The organism is Providencia sp. PROV003 (genome assembly GCF_045040775.1).
GTDB lineage: Bacteria > Pseudomonadota > Gammaproteobacteria > Enterobacterales > Enterobacteriaceae > Providencia > Providencia huashanensis.
In genome coordinates, this window is sequence record NZ_CP096369.1 from 3141225 (window position 1) to 3161281 (window position 20057).

Annotated in this window: 21 protein-coding genes; 8 read left to right on the forward strand and 13 right to left on the reverse strand. The window is 39.5% G+C overall.

The features are described from left to right. Positions 1–38: 38 nt before the first annotated feature. Both M1F14_RS14380 and M1F14_RS14385 read left to right on the forward strand, forming a co-directional pair. The gene (locus M1F14_RS14380) at positions 39–500 is read left to right on the forward strand and encodes an antitoxin Xre-like helix-turn-helix domain-containing protein (protein WP_048607179.1); all 462 of its coding nucleotides are present in this window, start codon (positions 39–41) and stop codon (positions 498–500) included. Next, positions 497–958 (forward strand): RES family NAD+ phosphorylase, encoded by a 462-nt coding sequence (locus M1F14_RS14385; RefSeq protein WP_042843809.1) that lies wholly within the window; start codon positions 497–499, stop codon positions 956–958. The genes M1F14_RS14380 and M1F14_RS14385 overlap by 4 nt, the downstream gene beginning before the upstream one ends. An 8-nt stretch (positions 959–966) precedes the next feature. Here the strand turns inward: M1F14_RS14385 and M1F14_RS14390 are convergent, their stop codons facing one another. The 6 genes from M1F14_RS14390 to M1F14_RS14415 all read right to left on the reverse strand — a co-directional run bounded on the left by M1F14_RS14390 (position 967) and on the right by M1F14_RS14415 (position 6447). Then, positions 967–1857, reverse strand: coding sequence for a LysR family transcriptional regulator (locus tag M1F14_RS14390; protein ID WP_181469297.1), 891 nt, complete (start codon positions 1855–1857; stop codon positions 967–969). Positions 1858–1900: 43 nt separating this feature from the next. After that, positions 1901–2860 carry an acetyl-CoA carboxylase carboxyl transferase subunit alpha gene (gene accA, locus M1F14_RS14395; RefSeq protein ID WP_181469296.1) on the reverse strand — a complete coding sequence of 320 codons (960 nt, stop codon included), beginning with the start codon at positions 2858–2860 and terminating at the stop codon, positions 1901–1903. Positions 2861–2966: 106 nt separating this feature from the next. After that, complete coding sequence (locus M1F14_RS14400) at positions 2967–3389, reverse strand: helix-turn-helix domain-containing protein (RefSeq protein WP_042843814.1); 423 nt, start codon at positions 3387–3389, stop codon at positions 2967–2969. A 56-nt stretch (positions 3390–3445) separates the two neighbouring features. Next, positions 3446–3979: a GNAT family N-acetyltransferase gene (locus M1F14_RS14405; RefSeq protein ID WP_226619150.1), complete on the reverse strand. Its 534-nt coding sequence runs from the start codon at positions 3977–3979 to the stop codon at positions 3446–3448. Positions 3980–3995: 16 nt separating this feature from the next. Further along, positions 3996–5423 (reverse strand): AMP nucleosidase, encoded by a 1428-nt coding sequence (locus tag M1F14_RS14410; RefSeq protein ID WP_370661193.1) that lies wholly within the window; start codon positions 5421–5423, stop codon positions 3996–3998. A 115-nt stretch (positions 5424–5538) separates the two neighbouring features. After that, a complete protein-coding gene (locus M1F14_RS14415) occupies positions 5539–6447 on the reverse strand; it encodes an AEC family transporter (protein ID WP_048607173.1) in 909 nt (302 codons plus the stop codon). Positions 6448–6767: 320 nt separating this feature from the next. Between M1F14_RS14415 and M1F14_RS14420 the strand changes: the two genes are divergently transcribed. The 4 genes from M1F14_RS14420 (at position 6768) to M1F14_RS14435 (ending at position 9716) form a co-directional block, all read left to right on the forward strand. After that, entirely contained in the window at positions 6768–7535 is a 768-nt protein-coding gene (locus M1F14_RS14420) for a basic amino acid ABC transporter substrate-binding protein (protein ID WP_048607209.1), read from the forward strand. Between the two features lie 63 nt (positions 7536–7598). Continuing rightward, positions 7599–8363, forward strand: coding sequence for an amino acid ABC transporter permease (locus M1F14_RS14425; RefSeq protein ID WP_042843817.1), 765 nt, complete (start codon positions 7599–7601; stop codon positions 8361–8363). Next, positions 8350–9072, forward strand: a complete 723-nt coding sequence (locus M1F14_RS14430; protein WP_042843818.1) for an amino acid ABC transporter ATP-binding protein — start codon at positions 8350–8352, stop codon at positions 9070–9072. The genes M1F14_RS14425 and M1F14_RS14430 overlap by 14 nt, the downstream gene beginning before the upstream one ends. A 104-nt stretch (positions 9073–9176) precedes the next feature. Further along, positions 9177–9716, forward strand: coding sequence for an NADAR family protein (locus M1F14_RS14435; protein ID WP_181469295.1), 540 nt, complete (start codon positions 9177–9179; stop codon positions 9714–9716). Positions 9717–9823: 107 nt separating this feature from the next. On the opposite strand, the gene M1F14_RS14440 is transcribed toward M1F14_RS14435, so the two are convergent. After that, positions 9824–10282 carry a GNAT family N-acetyltransferase gene (locus M1F14_RS14440; RefSeq protein WP_042843820.1) on the reverse strand — a complete coding sequence of 153 codons (459 nt, stop codon included), beginning with the start codon at positions 10280–10282 and terminating at the stop codon, positions 9824–9826. A 103-nt stretch (positions 10283–10385) separates the two neighbouring features. Here M1F14_RS14440 and M1F14_RS14445 point away from each other — a divergent pair, with 103 nt between their 5' ends. Then, complete coding sequence (locus M1F14_RS14445) at positions 10386–11873, forward strand: PLP-dependent aminotransferase family protein (protein ID WP_129465900.1); 1488 nt, start codon at positions 10386–10388, stop codon at positions 11871–11873. Between the two features lie 94 nt (positions 11874–11967). Further along, on the forward strand, positions 11968–12549 hold the full coding sequence (locus M1F14_RS14450) for a YebB family permuted papain-like enzyme (RefSeq protein WP_048607169.1): 582 nt from the start codon (positions 11968–11970) through the stop codon (positions 12547–12549). A gap of 30 nt (positions 12550–12579) precedes the next feature. Here the strand turns inward: M1F14_RS14450 and M1F14_RS14455 are convergent, their stop codons facing one another. The 6 genes from M1F14_RS14455 to M1F14_RS14480 all read right to left on the reverse strand — a co-directional run bounded on the left by M1F14_RS14455 (position 12580) and on the right by M1F14_RS14480 (position 19352). Next, positions 12580–13251 (reverse strand): CerR family C-terminal domain-containing protein, encoded by a 672-nt coding sequence (locus tag M1F14_RS14455; RefSeq protein ID WP_042843824.1) that lies wholly within the window; start codon positions 13249–13251, stop codon positions 12580–12582. A 21-nt stretch (positions 13252–13272) separates the two neighbouring features. Continuing rightward, positions 13273–14538 carry a Xaa-Pro peptidase family protein gene (locus tag M1F14_RS14460; RefSeq protein WP_071548844.1) on the reverse strand — a complete coding sequence of 422 codons (1266 nt, stop codon included), beginning with the start codon at positions 14536–14538 and terminating at the stop codon, positions 13273–13275. A 205-nt stretch (positions 14539–14743) separates the two neighbouring features. Then, positions 14744–15091 carry an HNH nuclease YajD gene (gene yajD / locus M1F14_RS14465; protein ID WP_042843825.1) on the reverse strand — a complete coding sequence of 116 codons (348 nt, stop codon included), beginning with the start codon at positions 15089–15091 and terminating at the stop codon, positions 14744–14746. A 236-nt stretch (positions 15092–15327) separates the two neighbouring features. Then, entirely contained in the window at positions 15328–16935 is a 1608-nt protein-coding gene (locus M1F14_RS14470) for a GMC family oxidoreductase (protein ID WP_129465898.1), read from the reverse strand. A gap of 379 nt (positions 16936–17314) precedes the next feature. Beyond that, complete coding sequence (locus tag M1F14_RS14475; protein WP_042843827.1) at positions 17315–18346, reverse strand: methionine synthase; 1032 nt, start codon at positions 18344–18346, stop codon at positions 17315–17317. Positions 18347–18374: 28 nt separating this feature from the next. Next, entirely contained in the window at positions 18375–19352 is a 978-nt protein-coding gene (locus tag M1F14_RS14480; RefSeq protein WP_181469294.1) for a DUF1852 domain-containing protein, read from the reverse strand. Positions 19353–20057 lie beyond the last annotated feature (705 nt).

Below are 20057 nucleotides of genomic sequence, written 5' to 3' on the forward strand. Positions count from 1 at the left end.
TGTCTATAATAAACAAGACAAATGTCAGGAGGTATTCAATGAGAAACTATATTCCAGCACTCCCAACCCAACCCGCCACGCCACCTTTTAAGCCCCTATGGCGCTTTGCTGGCCTACCCGCAGAACGTGGTATCGAACTCACTCATTTCCTACGACAAGGTCTTTCCGTTACGGTGTTAGACAACATTCAAGAATGGTCTGGCATCAGCAAATCTGAATTACTCCGTATTTCAGGTATTAATGAGCGCAATGTGGCAAGACGTAGAAATGCAGGTCAGCCACTCAATGCCGATGAAAGTGAAAGAATTGCTCGCTTAGTGCGTGTATTTGATGCCGCTGTACGCTTATTCAATGGTGATAAGTCAATGGCAAGTGATTGGTTGAATCACCCCGTGAAAGGCTTAGGACATACGCGCCCTATAGAGTTGATTGCCACTGAAAGTGGTGCTCTTGAAGTTATCGACCTTATTGGCCGCATTGAACACGGTGTTTTTTCATGATTTTATATCGTTTGATTAAATCTGACTTTGCTCATGATGCGTGGTCCGGTCAAGGTGCTAGGTTATACGGTGGGCGCTGGAACCATAAAGGTACGCCCGCTATCTACACATCAACAAGTATTTCATTAGCTGCTTTAGAAATTCTCGTTCATATAAACCAAGATACCGTGCTTAATCATTTCACTTTATTATCAATTGAGATCAACGATAGGTATGTGATGAAGCTGTCAGTAGAGCATCTCCCTGATGATTGGCAGCGTGACCCAGCACCTACCTCCACAATGGACATAGGCACAACCTGGTTAACGAACCAAGACAGCCTAGCCTTAATTGTCCCTTCTTGTATTATTCCTTATGAATATAATGCCATTATTAACCCTATGCACCCGCAATTTCAAAAAGTGACCCAAACCATTAAGCCCCTCGACTTTGCTTTTGACCCACGATTTAACCGGTAGTAAGCTTGTTATATTTGCTGTAATAAATAATTTAAAAACGCAGCTATCTTTGGTGATAATGCACTGCGACTGGCATAAACAGCACGTAACTCAATAGGTGCAGGTTTTATATCACCAAATTCAATCAACTCAAGTACCCCTTGCTGTATTTGCTCACGACAAGCCTCTAACGATAAAATCGCGTAACCTACGCCGTTTGCCGCAGCGGCATTAGCAAGTAACCCACTGTTAACCCGATATGTGCTGTTTATTACTACTTTTTGCTGGCGGTCATGTGCATCAATAAATATCCACGGCTGCCCTTGTAAAGCGCTTAAACTTGAAATGCAAGGCACACTAGCCAAATCAGCCACTGTAGAAGGTTTTCCCGTTTTTTCAATTAATTTTGGTGATGCGACTACCGCACTTGGCCATGATTTAATTAACCGTGAGTGATAACTACTGTCTTCGAGATGGCCCCGATGAAAAGTCAGCAATAAATCAATATCGTCACTGATAACATCTTGTGGTGTTAATTGAGTATCACAATGGATATTTAGTTGGGGATGCAATAATGCAAATTTTGCGAGTAAATCAGCCAATAATAAACTACCAGACTCACTGGGAATAGTCAGCTTCAATGTCCCTGTGAGCGCTTGAGGGTGACAAATTCTCTGGACGACTTGCTCCAATTCATCTACCAGTTTTTGGCTTTGAGCAAATAATATATTACCGGCCTCGGTTAAACGCATTTGCCGCGTTGTTCGCTCAATTAATTGGCTATTTAGTTGATGTTCCAGTTGTTTAATATAACGGCTTACATTTGATGTAGGCATGGAAAGCTGCTTTGCCGCATTCACAAAATTCCCTTGAGTGGCTACCGCAATAAAAACTTTCAATAAATTCAGGTCAACCGTCATATTTCCTCCATGCTCCACAACATATGGGCCTGAACTAATAACATTAACAATAACCGAAATCCATTATTTTTTGATAACGAGAAGCGAGCAATGTGTCTATATCTAATTGAGTTAATTCAGCTAAATCGACCAATAACTGCTGCTTTAAGTGCTCGGCTGCCAATGTATAGTCACGGTGTGCTCCTCCCATTGGCTCAGGTATAATTGTATCGATAATTCCGAGGTCTTTTAATCTAGGAGCTGTCATCCCCATCACTTCCGCGGCTATTTGGGCTTTTTGTGCATCTTTCCATAAAATAGATGCGCACCCTTCCGGTGATATTGCTGCATAAGTACTGTATTCCAGCATATTTATTCTGTCCCCTACACCTATCCCTAATGCACCACCTGAACAGCCTTCCCCTGTTATCACACAAATGATCGGTGTTTTTAAACGAGACATTTCGATAATATTACGGGCAATAGCTTCAGCTTGCCCTCGTTCTTCCGCACCAACACCCGGATAGGCCCCTGCTGAATCAATGAAAATAATGACGGGTAACTGAAAGCGTTCCGCCATTTTCATTAAACGCAATGCTTTTCGATACCCCTCTGGTGAGGGCATTCCAAAGTTGCGCATCACTTTTTCTTTCGTTGTACGCCCTTTTTGTTGGCCAATAACCATCACAGGCTTACCGTCTAAACGCGCGAGCCCGCCTACCATTGCTTTATCATCAGCAAATGCGCGATCACCTGCAAGCTCTTGAAACTCAGTAAATATTAATGGGATATAATCTAAGGTATAAGGCCTTAATGGGTGCCTAGCTAACTGAACAACCTCCCATGCACCAAGTGATGAAAATATTGTTTTAGTCAATGAGAGGCTTTTTTTCTTTAATAATTGGATTTCTTCATCGAGTTTAATTTCAGATGGGTGGCCTTTTTGTTTAAAGGCGATCAAAGCTGCTATTTTTTCGTTAAGTTCAATAATCGGTTTTTCAAACGCCAAAAAATGAGTTGTCATAATTTCCCTAAAATCGTTACTACAATTTTAGCAGTGTAATCAGATTAGCCATCCCATTCTATGCTTGAAATTAGGATTCATTATTATCAAAAGTGGGATAATATAATCAGGGTCCTTTTTTCTTTAACTGGTTTAATTTTAAACGACTTGCCATAATCTTTTGGAAGTTAGGGCATAAAAAATGATTCTCTTCAGGGCAATTAGCAATATGTAAAATACCATTTTTTAAAACTGACAGACTTTGCAGGGTTTGTTCAATCTCATCCGCTTTTGCCAGTAAACTTTCTCGTTCAATTTTAGGGCCCCCTTTATGGTTTAGCATTTCAGCTATTTCTTCAAGTGAGAACTTTGCCTCCTGCCCTAGCGAAATCAAAGATAAACGGGTTATAACTTCTTTGCCATGATAAACCCGTTTTAGCCCTTTTCTGCCTATCGGTTTAATTAACCCTCTTTCCTCATAATAACGAAGTGTAGAGGGTGCCAAACCTGATAACTGGCTAACTTGGGAAATATCTAGCTCATCATACATAAAATAATAACCCGTTATGCAATAAAAATTCATGATTAAATAACTACATCAACTAGTTATGCAACATCTAATTCCTGGCGTAATAATACCGTAATGCAACCGTTCATAAATATTTCACGGTCGACAACATAGCCTACTTTTTCAGCAACACGCAAAGACGCTATATTTCTCGGCTCAATAAAACAAATTGATTGCTTATGTTTTTTTTGTTTTTTTAACCACATTAGAGCGGCGCTCATCGCCTCGCTTGCATAACCTTGACCTTGAAATTCAGGTGCTATTACCCAACCAGCTTCAGGGACCCCTTTAACTTTAGGCTCAACCATGCGGTGAAAATCAGCAAAGCCTAAATCCCCTATATACTGCCTCGTGTTTTTTTCGCGCACAGCCCAATAACCAAACCCCAGTAATGGCCACAGCCCTCCATACGCAAGCATTCTCATCCACGATTCACGCTCTGAAGATGGAACGCCACCAATATGGCGTACCATAGATTCTGTTGCCCATAACTTGGTCAGTGCAGGAAAGTCACTTACCTGATGTTTGGATAAAATCAACCTATCCGTTTCAATTTCTGGTATCAAATTCATAGATGGCATCTCCTTGCTATCTAAATGGCGGTTCATCAAAAGTTCTTAATTTCCTAGAATGTAATTTATCCCCTTCTTGCCTTAATAAATCAATAGCACGAATACCTATTTGTAAGTGTTCGGATATCGCTCCTTCATAAAAACTATTGGCTTGTCCCGGTAATTTAATTTCACCATGCAGAGGTTTATCTGAAACGCAAAGCAGTGTGCCATAAGGTACTCGGAAACGATAACCTTGCGCTGCGATTGTTGCACTTTCCATATCCACCGCGACCGCACGGCTTAAACTAAACCGACGTGCGGTTGCAAAAAAACGCAGTTCCCAGTTTCTATCATCTGTGGTAACTACCGTTCCAGTACGTAGTCGCTGTTTGACCAACTCACCAGGCATATTACTTACCTGTTTTGTTGCATCATAAAGAGCACGCTGAACCTCTGCGATACTTGGAATAGGAATATCTGGCGGTAATACATCATCTAAAATATGGTCATCACGTAAATAAGCATGAGCTAACACATAATCACCAATTTTTTGGCTTTCTCGTAAACCACCACAATGACCAATCATTAGCCAGGTATGCGGCCTTAATACAGCAAGGTGATCACAAATGTTTTTTGCATTTGAAGGGCCAACGCCAATATTCACTAATGTGATACCAGAGCCATCTTTTGCAATCAGATGGTATGCAGGCATTTGGAACTTTTTCCATGTTAAATCGGAAGTTGCAATTTGTGGGTCTGCATTTTCATCCGTTAAATAATTGTGACCAACACAAGACAAAGCAATATAGCGGCTTTCAGGGTCTCGAATTTGTTCGCATGCCCAGCTCACAAATTCATCCACATAACGGTTATAGTTCGTAAATAAAATATAAGGTTGGACGTGCTCAGGCGGTGTACCCGTGTAATGTTTTAAGCGCGCTAACGAGAAATCTACCCGCAACGCATCAAAATGCGATAATGGCATTTCATCAGTTATTGGGTTTAAACCATCCGTAATATCGTCACTAATATGTGATAAGTCTGTAATCGGAAAATGTGCAGCAAGACGACTGCTCATACTACGGTCTAGGACTAAATCTGAACCATCAATCACAAATGGGTAGGGAATTTCTGTTTTGGATGGGCGAACCGTAAAAGATACATCATAGTCTTGTTGTAAAATAGAAAGCTGCTCAACTAAATAAGCCCGAAATAGTTCTGGTTGAGTTATCGTGACAGTATAATTACCGCGTTTAACAAAGCGTGCATAAGCACGTGTTTTTTCACAGTGATCAACTTCCCCTAACCATGTTACGCATAGCTCTGGGTAGGCAAATAAACCATTTTCCCGTTCAGCATTTTCAGGTATGCGGCCATCTTTAACATAAATAGCGATTGCATCTCGTAATGAATCAATTGCATTTGTATATAACAATGAAAGTTTATCCAATACCTCTTCAATTGATAAATTTTCATATTTCTGACATTTATCCAAAGACACACACAACTCCTTATCAGACGAAGTAATCTCCCGATAACATAGTGTATGGAGGCTAAGGTTGCAAAATATATCGCTGTTATTGTATGGCTAATGACAGAACTAGTGGCAAGGTAAAAACCGCCATCACAGTTTGTAATGTAATAATACCTGCCATTAATTGGCTATCACCATTCAATTGCCTAGTCAGAATATAAGCTGTTGGCGCAGTTGGAATAGCAAAAAAAATAACTAATAAAAGAGTTTCAAATTCAGGTAAGGAAAATAAATATGCGATTGATACCGCCAATACTGGCATCGCTAATAAACGTATCAATGTTGAGATAATCAAAGGCTGGAATTCTCTTCTTAAGGTTGCCGTTTGCAAAGCGCCCCCAATGCATATCAACCCTAATGGTAAACTGGACGCCGCCAATAATTTTAATAATTGGCCAGACCCAAATGGCAAACCAATAGGGGATAAATTCAATAGAATACCGACCAAACAAGAGATAATTAATGGGTTTTTAATGATCGGGAATAGAATTTGCTTTATCGATATTTTCTCACCTGATGTTAGGGAAAGTACCGCAATCACATTACAACTAGGGACAAGAATTGCCATTATTACCGCAGCAATTGCAACCCCTTCTTGACCAAATAAATCAGCTATTATTGCCAAGCCTAAGTAGGTGTTAAAACGCGTGATCCCTTGAATATAAGCACCGAAGCGCGGAACCGTAATTTTGAATAAATATTTACATAGCAAAACTAAAAATGAACTTGCCCCTAAGATACAGAATATTGCACTGGCAAGGAAAGTTAATTTAGGGTTATCTAGCGGTGCACTGGCCAAACTATTAATCAACAATGCAGGGAATAGGATAAAATAGTTAAGTTTTTCAGCACTCGGCCAGAAATCATTAGAAAATAAACTTGTACGACGTAAGATAAACCCAATTGCTATTAACGCAAATAAGGGCCATAACACCAATAAAATCTTTTCCATGATAAGTTAATTTATTCAATGAGCTAGCTAAACATGGCAGAAGCTTATCGTTAATGCAATGTTATGGTTAGGTAAAAAAAGCGGTATTGTGAATATCCGTTTTTGTAAGAAGGTTTTTTCATTAAAACTAGAAATACCTCACATTTCCTATTCTTAAATAGTTTTATTTTCTCCGCTAATCTCACTGACAACACAAAACGGTATCCCTCCGCATTATTCAACCTCATATCACAGTACTAATTTATAAATATTGTTTGCTTACAACCTAAAGTTTATGTATTTTTATGCACTATAATTGCATAAATAAAGAGGCTGTAATGATGTTTAAAAAATTAGTTTTTGCGGGATGCCTGACACTCGCGGCTTTTGCAGGGAATGTTTACGCTAAAGAAAGTTATACGGTCGGTGCTGGTGGTACATACCGCCCTTTTGAATTTGAAAATAGCCAAAAACAACTGGAAGGTTTTGATATCGATATTATTAAAGCTATAGCGGAAGTTGAAGGTTTTGATGTGAAGTTAATCAATACCCCTTGGGAAGGTATTTTTGCAACTTTATCCTCAGGTGATCGGGACATTTTAATTTCCGGTATCACTATCACAGATAAACGTAAAAATATGGTCGATTTTTCCAACCCTTATTTCCCAGCAGAACAAGCTATCGTTATCAGCGAGTCTTCCAATGTAACTGACCTGAACAGCTTAAAAGATCTTAATGTTGGCGTGGTCAATTCCAGTACGGGGGATATTGTAGTCTCTGAAGTTATTGGCAAAAATAGTACCTCAATCAAACGGTTTGATAATACCCCTCTTCTACTACAAGAACTATTTGAAGATGGTATTGATGCAGCAGTCGGCGATGTGGGTGTGATTAAGTTTTATATCAAAACACACCCAGAGAAAAAATTTAAGCTGATCTACGATAACCATTTTGAAAAACAATATTTCGGTATTGCGGTGGCTAAAGGTAATAGTGAATTACAACAAAAAATCAATAATGGTTTAAACAAAATTGTTGAGAACGGAACTTATAACAAAATTTACCAAAAATGGTTTGATGAGAACGTTCCGCAACTGCCAAAACAATAATAGTAGAATTTAAAGCCATCGTTGGGTGGCTTTTTCGCGATATAAATCAGGGTGATAATTAAGATGTCTGCGTTTCGTTGGGAAATAATCGAAGAATATGCCCCTTTGTTTGCCGAAGGCGCTATGATGACTATCAAAGCAACCATCATATGCGTTATTTTAGGCTCACTTTGGGGATTAACATTAGGTTTAGGAAGAACAGCTAAGGCTGAACAAGGGATCTGGAAACCTGTTTTACACTATTTCGTTCAATGGCCTGTCCGTTTCTATGTAAGTGCATTTCGTGGCACACCTCTGTTTGTACAAATAATGGTCGTCCATTTTGCCTTAGTACCGCTTTTTATTAACCCACGTGATGGCTTATTAGTCACATCAGGGATTATGTCCATCGATACTGCGCGTATGTTACGCTCTGATTACGGTGCATTTTTATCATGTGTAATCGCAATTACGCTAAACTCAGGAGCTTACGTCTCTGAAATATTCAGAGCCGGTATTCAATCCATTGATAAAGGGCAAATGGAAGCCTCCCGAGCGCTTGGTATGAGCTGGGCTAAAACAATGCGAAAAGTTATCTTGCCTCAAGCTTTCCGCAGGATCCTTCCGCCATTAGGGAACAATGCCATTGCAATCGTTAAGGATTCATCCCTTGCATCAGCTATCGGTTTAGCCGACCTTGCTTATGCAGCAAGAACCGTTTCCGGTGCTTACGCAACCTATTGGGAACCGTATTTAACCATATCAGTAATTTATTGGATGCTGACATTTATACTTGCTCAGCTTGTGCAATATATGGAAAAAAGGTTGGGCAGAAGTGATTTACGTTAATGATTTACAAAAAAAATTTGGTAATACCCATGTATTACGAGGCATTTCATGTGAAGTTCAACCACAAGAAGTTATTTGTATCATTGGGCCTTCAGGCTCAGGGAAAAGTACCTTTTTACGTTGCTTAAATGCATTAGAACGCCCTGATGGCGGCGAAATAAAAGTTAATGGGTTTAACGTCCATGACCCTAAAACTGATTTAAATAAAATGCGTGAAAATATAGGTATGGTTTTTCAGCGTTTTAATTTATTCCCTCATATGACCGTACTTGAAAACCTGATGATGGCGCCGACATTGGTCAAAGGACTAAAAAAGGATCAGGCACTTAAGCAAGCTGAGCAACTACTCGCCAAGGTTGGGTTATTAGACAAAATTGATGCATGGCCTGCGAGTTTATCTGGTGGGCAACAACAACGAGTAGCGATAGCTCGCGCCTTAGCCATGCAACCGTCAATTTTATTATTTGATGAACCCACCTCAGCGCTTGACCCTGAGCTAGTGGGAGAAGTTCTAGCAGTCATGAAAACTTTAGCCAATGAAGGAATGACGATGGTTATCGTTACTCATGAAATGGGGTTTGCACGGGAAGTTGCTGACCGCGTTATCTTTATCGATCAAGGCATCATCCAAGAACAAGGTAGCCCTGAACAAATTTTCAACTCCCCGACAAACCCACGTACTGCAGAATTTTTAAGTAAGGTACTCTAGGCATCACGCCTGCTTATAATTGACTAAGCAGGCTATTCCGATAGTCAGGGTTATCTGTGATAGATAAGCTAAGCATATTATTCTTAGCTAAAGCTGACTAACTTATGGATATAAAAACTCTTTGTAATCAATTTCGCTCAGGCAAAAAATATAAATATGTTTTTTTCTGGGGCCACCAAACAAAACAAAATCACATAACCAAAAGCTGTTTTAGCCAGTGGTACCCTTCCACATTTATTGTTAATGGTCATCGATTTGCAAGTGCTGAACATTTTATGATGGCGGAAAAAGCACGTTTATTTGGTGATACAGAAACCCTAAATAAAATTATTCATGCACCAAATCCAGGTGCGGCTAAAGCTTTTGGTCGCGAAGTCCGTGGGTTTAAACAAGATGTCTGGGATAAAAACCGTTTTGAGATCGTGGTTGCCGCTAATATGGCAAAATTTTCACAAAATGAAGAACTAAAGCAATTTTTACTTTCTACAAATGAGCGAATACTCGTAGAAGCCAGCCCCGTTGATAAAGTTTGGGGAATTGGGTTAGCTGAAGATAGTGAAAATATCGAAAATCCTCTAACGTGGAAAGGGTTAAATTTACTGGGTTTCGCATTGATGGAAGTACGTTCCCAATTAGCTGATTAACTCAGTTTATTTTTGCATGCTCTCTGATTGAGATGAAAAACCCGTTGTTGCCAAACAACGGGTCAGCAAATAATTAACTGAAATGTAGGATATTCGGCGGCTATTTATTACAAGGCCATTCTGTATTCAATCACGCCGGGCTTTTCTGCCACCCAGTTATACAATTTTTGACCGGGTAAGTTAGTTTCTTGCGTATGCCAATAAAGACGACCACATTGTTTTTCTTTAGCTTGCTGATGTACAAACTCGATTAACTGTTTCCCAACATGACGACCTCGCATTTCAGGTGTCACATATAAATCCTCTAAATAACAAAAATCATTTTCAGCCCAAGTTGACCGGTGATATAAATAATTCACAAAACCAACAACTTTTCCTTCTTCCAGTGCTACAGCACAATACATCGGCTCATTAGCATCAAAGAAGCGCTCCCACGCTTTTAACGTCACCTCTTCTTTTAAATCCACTTTGTAGAATTTTTGATATTCTAGCCAATAAACTAACCACTCAGGGTAATGTTCTGGCGCGACAAAATCGACTGTGACTGGTAATGCTGTTTTATTCATAATAACCCTTCCATCTATTAATTTATAACTTAGTGGGGTTATAGTACATACCAATCTGGTGCTGTATAAGATACACTTTTGTTATTTAAATAGGGTCCACTTTATGCGCCGTAAGCAGCAAGCTCCATTTCCCCTTCTTTTACTTAAAGAGGGTTACATTAAAGAAAATGTTTACCACACAATCCGTGATGCAATTCTGGATGGGCGTATTAATACAGGTATTAAACTTCCCTCAACTAGAGCACTTGCGGAAATGATGTCAATTTCTAGAAATTCTGTGATTGCAGGATTCGATAGGTTAATTGATGAAGGCTATTTGTATACCAAGAAAGGGTCTGGCACTTATGTTTCAGCGAAGATCCCAGACGAATTAGTTAGAACAACAAGTAAGCCTCAAATTATTAATTGCCCTGAATACAATGCACTTAATCTGAACCCTATTATCAGCACACTAGAAAGCTTATGGGATAAATCACGCCCGAATACAAACACACACCAAATGTTTAATATTGGTATTGGCTGTGTAGACCAATTTCCACATGAACTTTGGGGGCGTTTACTGGGCCGTGTATGGCGTAAATCTAAGTCTGCAATCCCTCATTTTAACCATCCCGATGGTTATATGCCGTTAAAAAAACTGGTGGCTGACTATGTTCGCTCAACGCGTGGAGTCCACTGTAATGAAAATCAAATTATTATTGTCAACGGTACCCAGCAAGCCATTAATTTAGTTTCCAAAGTTCTATTAAAACAAGGTGATACTGTTTGGTTAGATGACCCTGGTTATGATAGTGCAAGGGCAATACTCACCGCAACAGGGGCTAAAATCGCCGCTATTCCTTCAGATCAGGAGGGAATGGATATCACTTACGCAGCAAAACAATATAGCCATGCAAAATTAATTTACACCACGCCCTCACACCAATTTCCACTAGGAACAACGTTAAGTTTACCTCGGCGCTTGGCATTGCTAGATTGGGCACAACAAAATAATGCATGGATTTTCGAAGATGACTATAACAGTGAGTTTCGTTTTTCATCTAAACCAATTCAAGCATTACAAGGACTGGATAATCACCAACGTGTAATTTATGCAGGCACATTCTCTAAAATGATGTATCCCGGATTCCGTTTAGGCTTTTTAGTTGTCCCAGAAATACTGAGTGAACCTTTTACAATGATGAAATATTACAGTGATAGTCATTGTGGCTACCTAGAGCAAGCGGCCTTAGCTCAGTTTATTCAAGAGGGGCATTATGCACGTCATGTTAGGAAAATACGCAAAATATGTCATGACAGGCAAAACGCATTCCTCAGCGCAATCAACTTATACTTGCCCCATTTATTTGACGTACAAATGACAGACTCTGGTATTCACACTGTTTGCTGGGTCAAAGCAGGTTACGATATTCGGATAATCCTTGAACAATGCCAGCAATTAGGCTTTGGTGCACAACCGTTATCTCGTTATTGTATTGAAAGCCGCAACCACAATGCGATTCTCTTTGGATATGCCGCTCATAATGAAAATGACATCATAAGTAGTGTAAAACAGCTCAGCGAAAAACTAACGAACCTATACCCAACCTAAACAATGGTTATTTTAAGCTTTTATCTGATAGCTTGATTTCTACGAACCATTATAAATGTACCTTAATGACATTATATTTCATTGAGGTAAATTGATGACGACAATAAATTATCCCCATAAATTCGAAGTTGGTGATATTGTATTTACCAGTATCGGAACAGAGTTGTTTCGCCAGATAGCCTCTGCTTCACAATGCTGGAGCAACCATGTCGGCATGATTGTAGGCCATGATGGAGATGACTATTTAATCGCTGAAAGCCGTGTTCCACTATCAACCACAACTACCTTATCCCGTTTTATTTCTCGGTCATCTGATAAGCGCTATAGTGTACGGCGACTCAGACAGTCATTGACCCAAGAACAGAAAAAAGCGTTAGTCGCACAAGTACCACCACGTTTAAATAAATTTTACCATACGGGGTTTAATTATGATTCTTCGAGGCAATTTTGTTCAAAATTCGTGTTTGATATATACCAATCAGCGCTATCTATCCAAATTGGCGAAATTGAAACCTTTGAAGCTTTATTAACCAAAAACCCAAACGCCAAATTAAACTTTTGGAAATTATGGTTTATTGGACACATCCCTTGGGAACGTACAACCGTTACTCCAGCGAGTTTATGGCATCACCCTGAATTATCACTAGTGTACCGTAGCCATCAAGATATCCATTAAAACACCATGTGGAAAGCTATATTCGCCATATTAGTTTTGTATAGAGATAAGAAATGCGTTGCTCGTCATTAAACAAATTTGCTGCATAATTTGTGCTAACAACGCATCATCTATTTGTTCGCGCTCTAATCGCTTGAGTAATGGCTTGCGTGCAACAACAAAGCCTAATACTTGACCGATTAATGTATGGGCGCGAATAATTGCAGTTTGCTCATCAACCGAATGAGCCAATTGAACGAGGCTAGATAACCTAATATGAAAAGGCTCAATAAAATCACGATAAATAACATCATAATTTTCTGTCGGTTCTAACTGCTCCCGAAGGATCAATACTGAGTAATATTCATGTTCAGGTAATAGTAATGCATTACCCAATCCTTTAATCAATAAACATGCCAATTGATTTATTTGCTCATTTTCCACAACAGACTGTGTTTTTATCTTTGCCATCTGATCATCAAATAGCTGAATATTACTCGCTTGGGATAAATCAGCGGCTATTTTTTGGATAACAGCGGTATAAACGCCCAATTTCCCGCCCATATGATACGGAATTGCAGACTGGTTAACTCCTGCATTTTCAGCTAGTTGTCGCGTCCTTACACCATTAATACCATGAAGAGCAAACTGTTTAATCCCTTCATTGATTAACTTTTCTTTGGTTGACTCAGAAGAAAGTGTATTTTTATTGGTTTCAGTCATATCCCGCTGTTATTCCATCAATTAATTATCTGCCCGCATAAGATAAGTTGAATTATGATTCAGTTCAATACCCTGACCTTGACCAACGACGACAGTTCCACCCAAATTACATAAATGGTAACCAAATGCGCAATTAGGTTCAAAGGCAAATGTCATACCTGCTTTTAACACCAGCTCACGACCAGGGTTCGGTAAACGCTCTAATTGGCGATACTTTTGTGCAATAGGTAAAGACTCGATACCCGGCGCAGTACCAAAACCAATTGGCCCATATGGGTTAATACTGTGGATCAACGGGTGAACATGCCATCCTTTTGATTTTAAAAGAGGCTGTTCCATTTTATCGACCACTTCCCCAAAAGTGACACCTTCTTTCAGATTTTCAACGCCTATTTCATAGCATTCCCGTGCGACGGCCGCAGCCTTTTCGAGGTTAGGGTGAATTTTCCCTACAGCGACTGCGGCTTGGTGTTGTGTTTCATACATCCCATACAGTGCAAATATTTCACTCAAGACAATATCACCTTGCTCAATTTTACGCGGTGGCTGTGAACGATATTGCCAAGCAGGTTGCCCCCAACCAATATACTCAGGGCCAGAACCCATTAAAATTTCGGCAGTAAACCCGCCCATGGACAAACACTTGGCTGTCACTGCTGCGGCAATATCGGCTTCTGAGTGACCGACCAACGCAGTTGCGCGCATTGATTCACTCATTGCTTCACCAATCATCGCAGCATATCTTACATGCTCTAATTCTTCGGCACTTTTCACTGAAGCTAACTGGAAAAAATGTTTATACACAGGCACAAAATTAAGTTGAGGTAAGCGTTCTTTGATACCTGTTAACGTGTTATAAGGCATCGCCCCATCAAAATAAAATGGGGGATAAGGTTCCAAACCCACCACACCGATATTCGCATTGGCTGATACCCCTAAATCAACAAATATTTGTGCAATATTTCGCCCTGTTTTACCCACAATAATCTGCTCTGGCGAGATCCATTGTACATCGCCCCGCATCTGCGCTTGCATATGGTCAGCCACCATCATTGGCGCAAATGTCACCACCAGCGGTGCTTTATCTTGATGAAAAATCACGACGGAACCTAAGCGGTCATTAGTAAAGTAGTGGTCAATACAAAAAGGTGCTGGCGCAGCTGACTCCCTATCCCCATAAATCATTAAGACTTCTAGGTCATTTAACTGCATGATTTTCCTTGCTATCCCCCACCTTCTATCACGTTCTTCAAAAGAAAATGGGCTTGGAACAGTTATTGTATTCATTATCATCTCTCTTTATATTTAATTCATTTGAATGAATTAAATATAAGCCTAAGTAATCCTCTTTGTCAAACAATCATATGAACATATCGTGCGGATCAGGGAATTAAAAAATGGGTATTTAGTGAGGCATTAACGATAGCAAATACACTCAGATAAATGTATTTGCTATCATTGATTAACTATAAGCGCAGTTTTACGACTAAAATTATTTCTTTTTATTTAACATTGATTTTAAATCTGCAAAGGGATTGTAAGTTGCGGCTTCAACATCATCTTGCGCATCCTCCCCTGCGACCACGCGTGTACCGTACTGGTCAGCTTCCGTATACTTGGAGTGTTCATGGTCATGACAAAACAGACACAATAATTCCCAATTACTACCATCTTCTGGGTTATTGGTGTGGTCATGGTCGATATGATGAACCGTTAATTCGCGTAAATTTGAATACACAAACTCCCGAGTACATCGCCCACATATCCACGGGTAAATTTTAAGTGCTTTCTCACGGTAGCCGCTTTCCAAGCGCGCATAGTTTTTTGGGATCACTGCCATTGCCAATGTTACCTATAATAAAAAACAACTTTACGATGATTTCTTTAATATACCCTATCTGGGAACAAAAGGAGAAATGCAAAAAGTAGAATTTTAATCAACTGATCAACGTGCCTGACATATAGAACCACATTAAACACCAGTTACCTATGTCTTGTGTAGCTCAGGTGTTTTTTGATACCCCCCCAAAAGTCAGCTGCTGAGACTACCCTCAGCAGACATAACAATAATAAAATTTATTTTCTATCCTCAATAATCATTGCTGCTGCACGCTCTGCAATCATTATCGTTGGCGCATTCGTATTACCACTTGGGATCTCCGGTATGACAGAGCAATCCACCACCCGTAAATTCTTAATACCATGAACCCTTAAACGTAAATCTGTTACCGAATTTGTTGTTTCTGTTCCCATGCGGCAAGTTCCCACGGGGTGATAAACCGTTTTACAAAAATTACGGACAAACTCTTCTAACTGCCGTTCATCATCATATACCGCCGCAGGAGGCATCAAAATATCTTTGCTTACCGCTTGCAATGACGGTGAATTGAGCACTTCTAAACCAAATTTAACTGCTCGTTTGCAACCTTCCATATCTTCAGGCGAAGCAAGATAATTTGCATGAATTTTTAACGGGGCGAGAGGGTCACGACTACGCAATAAAACTTCACCACGGGATTTGGGTTGAAGATACCCCACTTTCAATGTAAAACCGTGAGTCGCTGGTAATGGCTCACCAGGAACATCATCCCAGCTATCCAATATAGGAAGAAAATGGATTTGTACATCAGGGCGCCCTTGGTTACAACTGTCTTTAAACGCAGCACCTTCTAATACATTAGAGGCTAATAGCCCACTACGAAAGACCATCCATTCCAGTCCATGTTTAATCGCATTTAGCCCTTGGTCCGCACCAAATAAGCTAATTGGTTGTTTGGTTGTCACGTTAATTGACATATGCAAATGGTCATGAAAATTTTTGCCAACAGGCAGATTTGCAACGGTATCAATACCCAGACTGGAAAGATGTTCTTCTGGCCCAATGCCTGACAACATCAATAGTTTTGCTGACCCCATCGCGCCTGAACAAATAAGAACTTCATTTGTTGCAAACGCTTCTATTTCATGTCCACTTTTCCCTTGATAAGCAACACCAACAGCACAGCCATTACGGATAATAATGCGGTTAACTTGTGCATTCAGTTTTAGCGTGAGTTTTTCGCTATTTTCCACCGATTTTAAATATGTTTTTGAAGTGCTGGCTCTTTCACCATTATGGGTTGTAGTTTGGTAAAAACCAGTACCCTGCTGGCTTCCCCCATTGAGGTCATTAACATAAGGTAATCCGTGTTCTTGTGACGCACGAATAAATGCCATCGATAGTGGGTGCCGGTACCTGTTCTCACTCACAGGGAGAGGCCCTTCGGTTCCATGATACTCACCTGTCAGGCTTTCGTTACGCTCCGCTTTTTTAAACCACGGGAGCACATCATCGTAACCCCAACCTTCGCAACCATAATTTTGAGCCCAATTATCGTAATCTTGTTTTTGGCCGCGGATATAAATCATGCCATTTACAGAGCTACTTCCCCCAAGAACTTTCCCTTGAGCAATCTGCATTTTACGGTTGTTCGCATGAGCTTCCGGTTCGGTTTCGTAAGGCCAGCTTTTTTGTGCAATAATTTTAGCCACGCCTGCTGGCATACGAATAAACATGTGGTTATCACTTCCTCCAGCTTCGAGAAGTAATACCCTAGCTTGAATGTTCTGAATCAATCGAGCAGCAAGAACACATCCCGCAGAGCCCGCACCGACAATAATATAGTCATATTTTTCTGTATTCATTTCCGCTCCACCACCCAAAAGATTAACAATGCATTCCCATTAATTTAACAATAGCGCTTTTGATTTGTTAATGTATGAATAATATTTAGTTAATGTGATTTAAATCAAAAATAATTTCCGACTTTAACTATTTAAAGGGATATTAATTAGTGGCTATATATGGTGTTTTTTACGGATGAATTGACGGTAAATTGACGATAATCAAAACGTCATTAACCCCTTATTAATAGGTTAACATTTAATTAGTCATCCAACGGTGATAGGGAAGAAATGTCATTTAACTCTAATTGTATTAAAGAAGCCTCTTATAGGTAAGAAGCTTCTTTAACATGTGATGATAAGAAATAAACCTATTACAAAACTAGGGGATTTAGCGTAACTACTTCGTTGAAAGCTCTCTACGGATGATTTCTGCTCCGGCACTTAACGCATTGAGTTTACCGCTAGCCACTTGACGAGATAATGGAGCCATACCACAGTTTGTCGAAGGGTAAAGTTTATCTGCATCAACAAACTCAAGGGCTTTACGTAATGTGTTCGCAACCTCTTCAGGGGTTTCTATCGTATTTGTTGCCACATCAATGGCCCCTACCATCACTTTTTTACCACGGATCAGTTCGATCAAATCCATAGGAACACGTGAGTTATGACACTCTAAAGAAATGATGTCGATATTCGAAGTTTGCAGTTTAGGAAATGCTTCTTCATACTGCCGCCACTCTGTTCCCAACGATTTTTTCCAATCTGTGTTGGCTTTAATGCCATAGCCATAACAGATATGAACAGCAGTTTCACATTTTAGCCCTTCAATAGCTCTTTCTAATGCCGCTATTCCCCAATCATTAACTTCATCAAAGAAAACATTAAAAGCGGGTTCATCAAACTGGATAATATCAACCCCTGCCGCCTCAAGCTCTTTTGCTTCTTGATTGAGGATTTTAGCAAATTCCCAAGCCAGTTTTTCACGACTTTTATAGTGGTTATCGTACAGCGTGTCGATCATCGTCATCGGGCCTGGCAGAGCCCATTTAATCGGTTGGTTAGTTAACTGACGTAAAAATTTGGCATCTTCCACAAAGACAGGTTTTTGGCGCGCAACGGCACCAACAACGGTAGGAACACTTGCCTCATAACGGTCACGAATTTTAACCACCTGACGTTTCTCAAAATCAACGCCGCTAAGGTGTTCAATAAATGTCGTCACAAAATGCTGGCGTGTTTGCTCACCATCGCTGACAATATCAATCCCTGCCCGTAGCTGATCGTCCAAAGATAAACGAAGCGCGTCTTGTTTTCCCTCAATTAATTCATCATTCTGTAATTTCCAAGGAGACCAAAGTTTCTCCGGTTCAGCAAGCCATGAAGGTTTCGGTAAGCTACCTGCTGTGGATGTTGGTAATAATATTTTCATAATAATTGACCTTAAATTTTAAAATTAATCAAAGCACGCAGTTAGCAGACCATTGCTCTAGAATATGTTTGTAGGGTTCAATAAAGTGTTCTTCGGTATATTTCCCCTGCTCAATAGCCAGTCGGCTACGTTCTTCGCGGTCATAAACAATTTTTGTTAATGAATAATCTTGGTTCGTCAAACTCGGTTGATAGCATTGCCCTGCGACAGAGTTCGCATTATAAATTTCAGGGCGATAAATTTTCTGGAATGTTTCCATCGTGCTGATTGTGCCAATCAACTCAATATTGCTGTAATCATTCAGCAAATCCCCCGTAAAATAAAAGGCCAACGGTGCAACACTATTTTTCGGCATGAAATAGCGAACCTGTAATCCCATTTTTTTAAAATATTTATCCGTTAATGAGCTACCATTTTGCTGATATTCTATCCCTAATACCGGGTGTTGATTTCCTGTACGGTGGTAAATGTCTTTATTTGATACACTTAAACATATCACTGGCGCCTTGTTAAAGTGCGCTTTATACTCATTTGAATTTACAAAATATTTAAAGATGTTCCCATGCAAATCACCAAAATTTTCGGGAAGGCTAAAGTTTGTTTGGTTTTTATTATGGTCTAGCAATAGAACACTGAAATCATAGTCACGGACATAAGACGAAAAGTTATTTCCGACAAGTCCTTCTATCTTTTTACCCGTTTTTTTATCGATAATATTAGTTCTTAGTATTTCAATAACAGGAAAAGTATTGGCACTTTTTTCAACGCTCATCTCTACCGAAATAATTTCAATTTCGATTGAATAACGGTCACTTTTTGGGTTATCCCAATACGCTAGTGTATTAAAACGATTATTTATCATCACCAGCGTGTTACGTAAATTTTCTTGACGGTTTTCCCCTCTCGCTAAATTAGCAAAGTTGGTCGTAATGCGAGTATTTTCCGAAGGGTTATAATTCTCGTCGAAAACACTGCTTTTAATCTTAAAGGTAAAATCTTTATTCATCGTGTTTGTTGCATCCTAAGCGCCAAGATGGAAACGGAGCCTCGCTTTTAAAATCACGTTTCCATTTATCAATATTTATGTTGTCAATAAGTTAATGATTTTGAATAACCTAATTTATGCCAGAGCCGATGAATGAGTTAAAGCGACTTAATTTCATTTGGAACATGAGTTATCTTCATGATCAAAAGATCAGCATATAAAGACTGGAATATAAAGTGTTAATCGTGGTATCCAGAAAATGATTAGCTTTTGATTTTGTTGATAATTAACATCTAAGAACTGCTCCACATTTATAACATTTATTTTGATAAGAAACTTTATAATGTCGGAAGATACCCCCTTTCCCAGCGAGGTAATATCAAATTTTGCCATACCTCTTTGTAATTTTAACCATCACGACACCTTAGTAGAACGCTCGCCTTTGAAGATTTATCTACCTCTACGTGATGATAATGATGATGGGTCACAATTCTCTGGTGTGATCTACTGCTGAAATGACGAAAACTTCGATGTGTGTGATGAAGCTATAGAATATCATCATCAATAATTTTCTCGGTGCTGTTGTTCGAAACTCTATCTTTTGTTGAAAATACCTCATTTGTTAAGTAAATGTAAATTGAGTTAAACAATTGATTTAAATGGATTTAGTCAATGATTAATGTCCACAAGTTGTCCACACTTGAACACTTTTAGACACTTTTGAGC

Coding starts and splice junctions, on each gene's coding strand:
- M1F14_RS14400 (WP_042843814.1), bottom strand. CDS start 3,389: ATGTATGATGAGCTAGATATTTCCCAAGTTAGCCAGTTATCAGGTTTG.
- M1F14_RS14415 (WP_048607173.1), bottom strand. CDS start 6,447: ATGGAAAAGATTTTATTGGTGTTATGGCCCTTATTTGCGTTAATAGCA.
- M1F14_RS14420 (WP_048607209.1), top strand. CDS start 6,768: ATGTTTAAAAAATTAGTTTTTGCGGGATGCCTGACACTCGCGGCTTTT.
- accA (WP_181469296.1), bottom strand. CDS start 2,860: ATGACAACTCATTTTTTGGCGTTTGAAAAACCGATTATTGAACTTAAC.
- M1F14_RS14445 (WP_129465900.1), top strand. CDS start 10,386: ATGCGCCGTAAGCAGCAAGCTCCATTTCCCCTTCTTTTACTTAAAGAG.
- M1F14_RS14380 (WP_048607179.1), top strand. CDS start 39: ATGAGAAACTATATTCCAGCACTCCCAACCCAACCCGCCACGCCACCT.
- M1F14_RS14405 (WP_226619150.1), bottom strand. CDS start 3,979: ATGAATTTGATACCAGAAATTGAAACGGATAGGTTGATTTTATCCAAA.
- yajD (WP_042843825.1), bottom strand. CDS start 15,091: ATGGCAGTGATCCCAAAAAACTATGCGCGCTTGGAAAGCGGCTACCGT.
- M1F14_RS14385 (WP_042843809.1), top strand. CDS start 497: ATGATTTTATATCGTTTGATTAAATCTGACTTTGCTCATGATGCGTGG.
- M1F14_RS14390 (WP_181469297.1), bottom strand. CDS start 1,857: ATGACGGTTGACCTGAATTTATTGAAAGTTTTTATTGCGGTAGCCACT.
- M1F14_RS14440 (WP_042843820.1), bottom strand. CDS start 10,282: ATGAATAAAACAGCATTACCAGTCACAGTCGATTTTGTCGCGCCAGAA.
- M1F14_RS14480 (WP_181469294.1), bottom strand. CDS start 19,352: ATGAATAAAGATTTTACCTTTAAGATTAAAAGCAGTGTTTTCGACGAG.
- M1F14_RS14450 (WP_048607169.1), top strand. CDS start 11,968: ATGACGACAATAAATTATCCCCATAAATTCGAAGTTGGTGATATTGTA.
- M1F14_RS14425 (WP_042843817.1), top strand. CDS start 7,599: ATGTCTGCGTTTCGTTGGGAAATAATCGAAGAATATGCCCCTTTGTTT.
- M1F14_RS14435 (WP_181469295.1), top strand. CDS start 9,177: ATGGATATAAAAACTCTTTGTAATCAATTTCGCTCAGGCAAAAAATAT.
- M1F14_RS14455 (WP_042843824.1), bottom strand. CDS start 13,251: ATGACTGAAACCAATAAAAATACACTTTCTTCTGAGTCAACCAAAGAA.
- M1F14_RS14470 (WP_129465898.1), bottom strand. CDS start 16,935: ATGAATACAGAAAAATATGACTATATTATTGTCGGTGCGGGCTCTGCG.
- M1F14_RS14475 (WP_042843827.1), bottom strand. CDS start 18,346: ATGAAAATATTATTACCAACATCCACAGCAGGTAGCTTACCGAAACCT.
- M1F14_RS14460 (WP_071548844.1), bottom strand. CDS start 14,538: ATGAATACAATAACTGTTCCAAGCCCATTTTCTTTTGAAGAACGTGAT.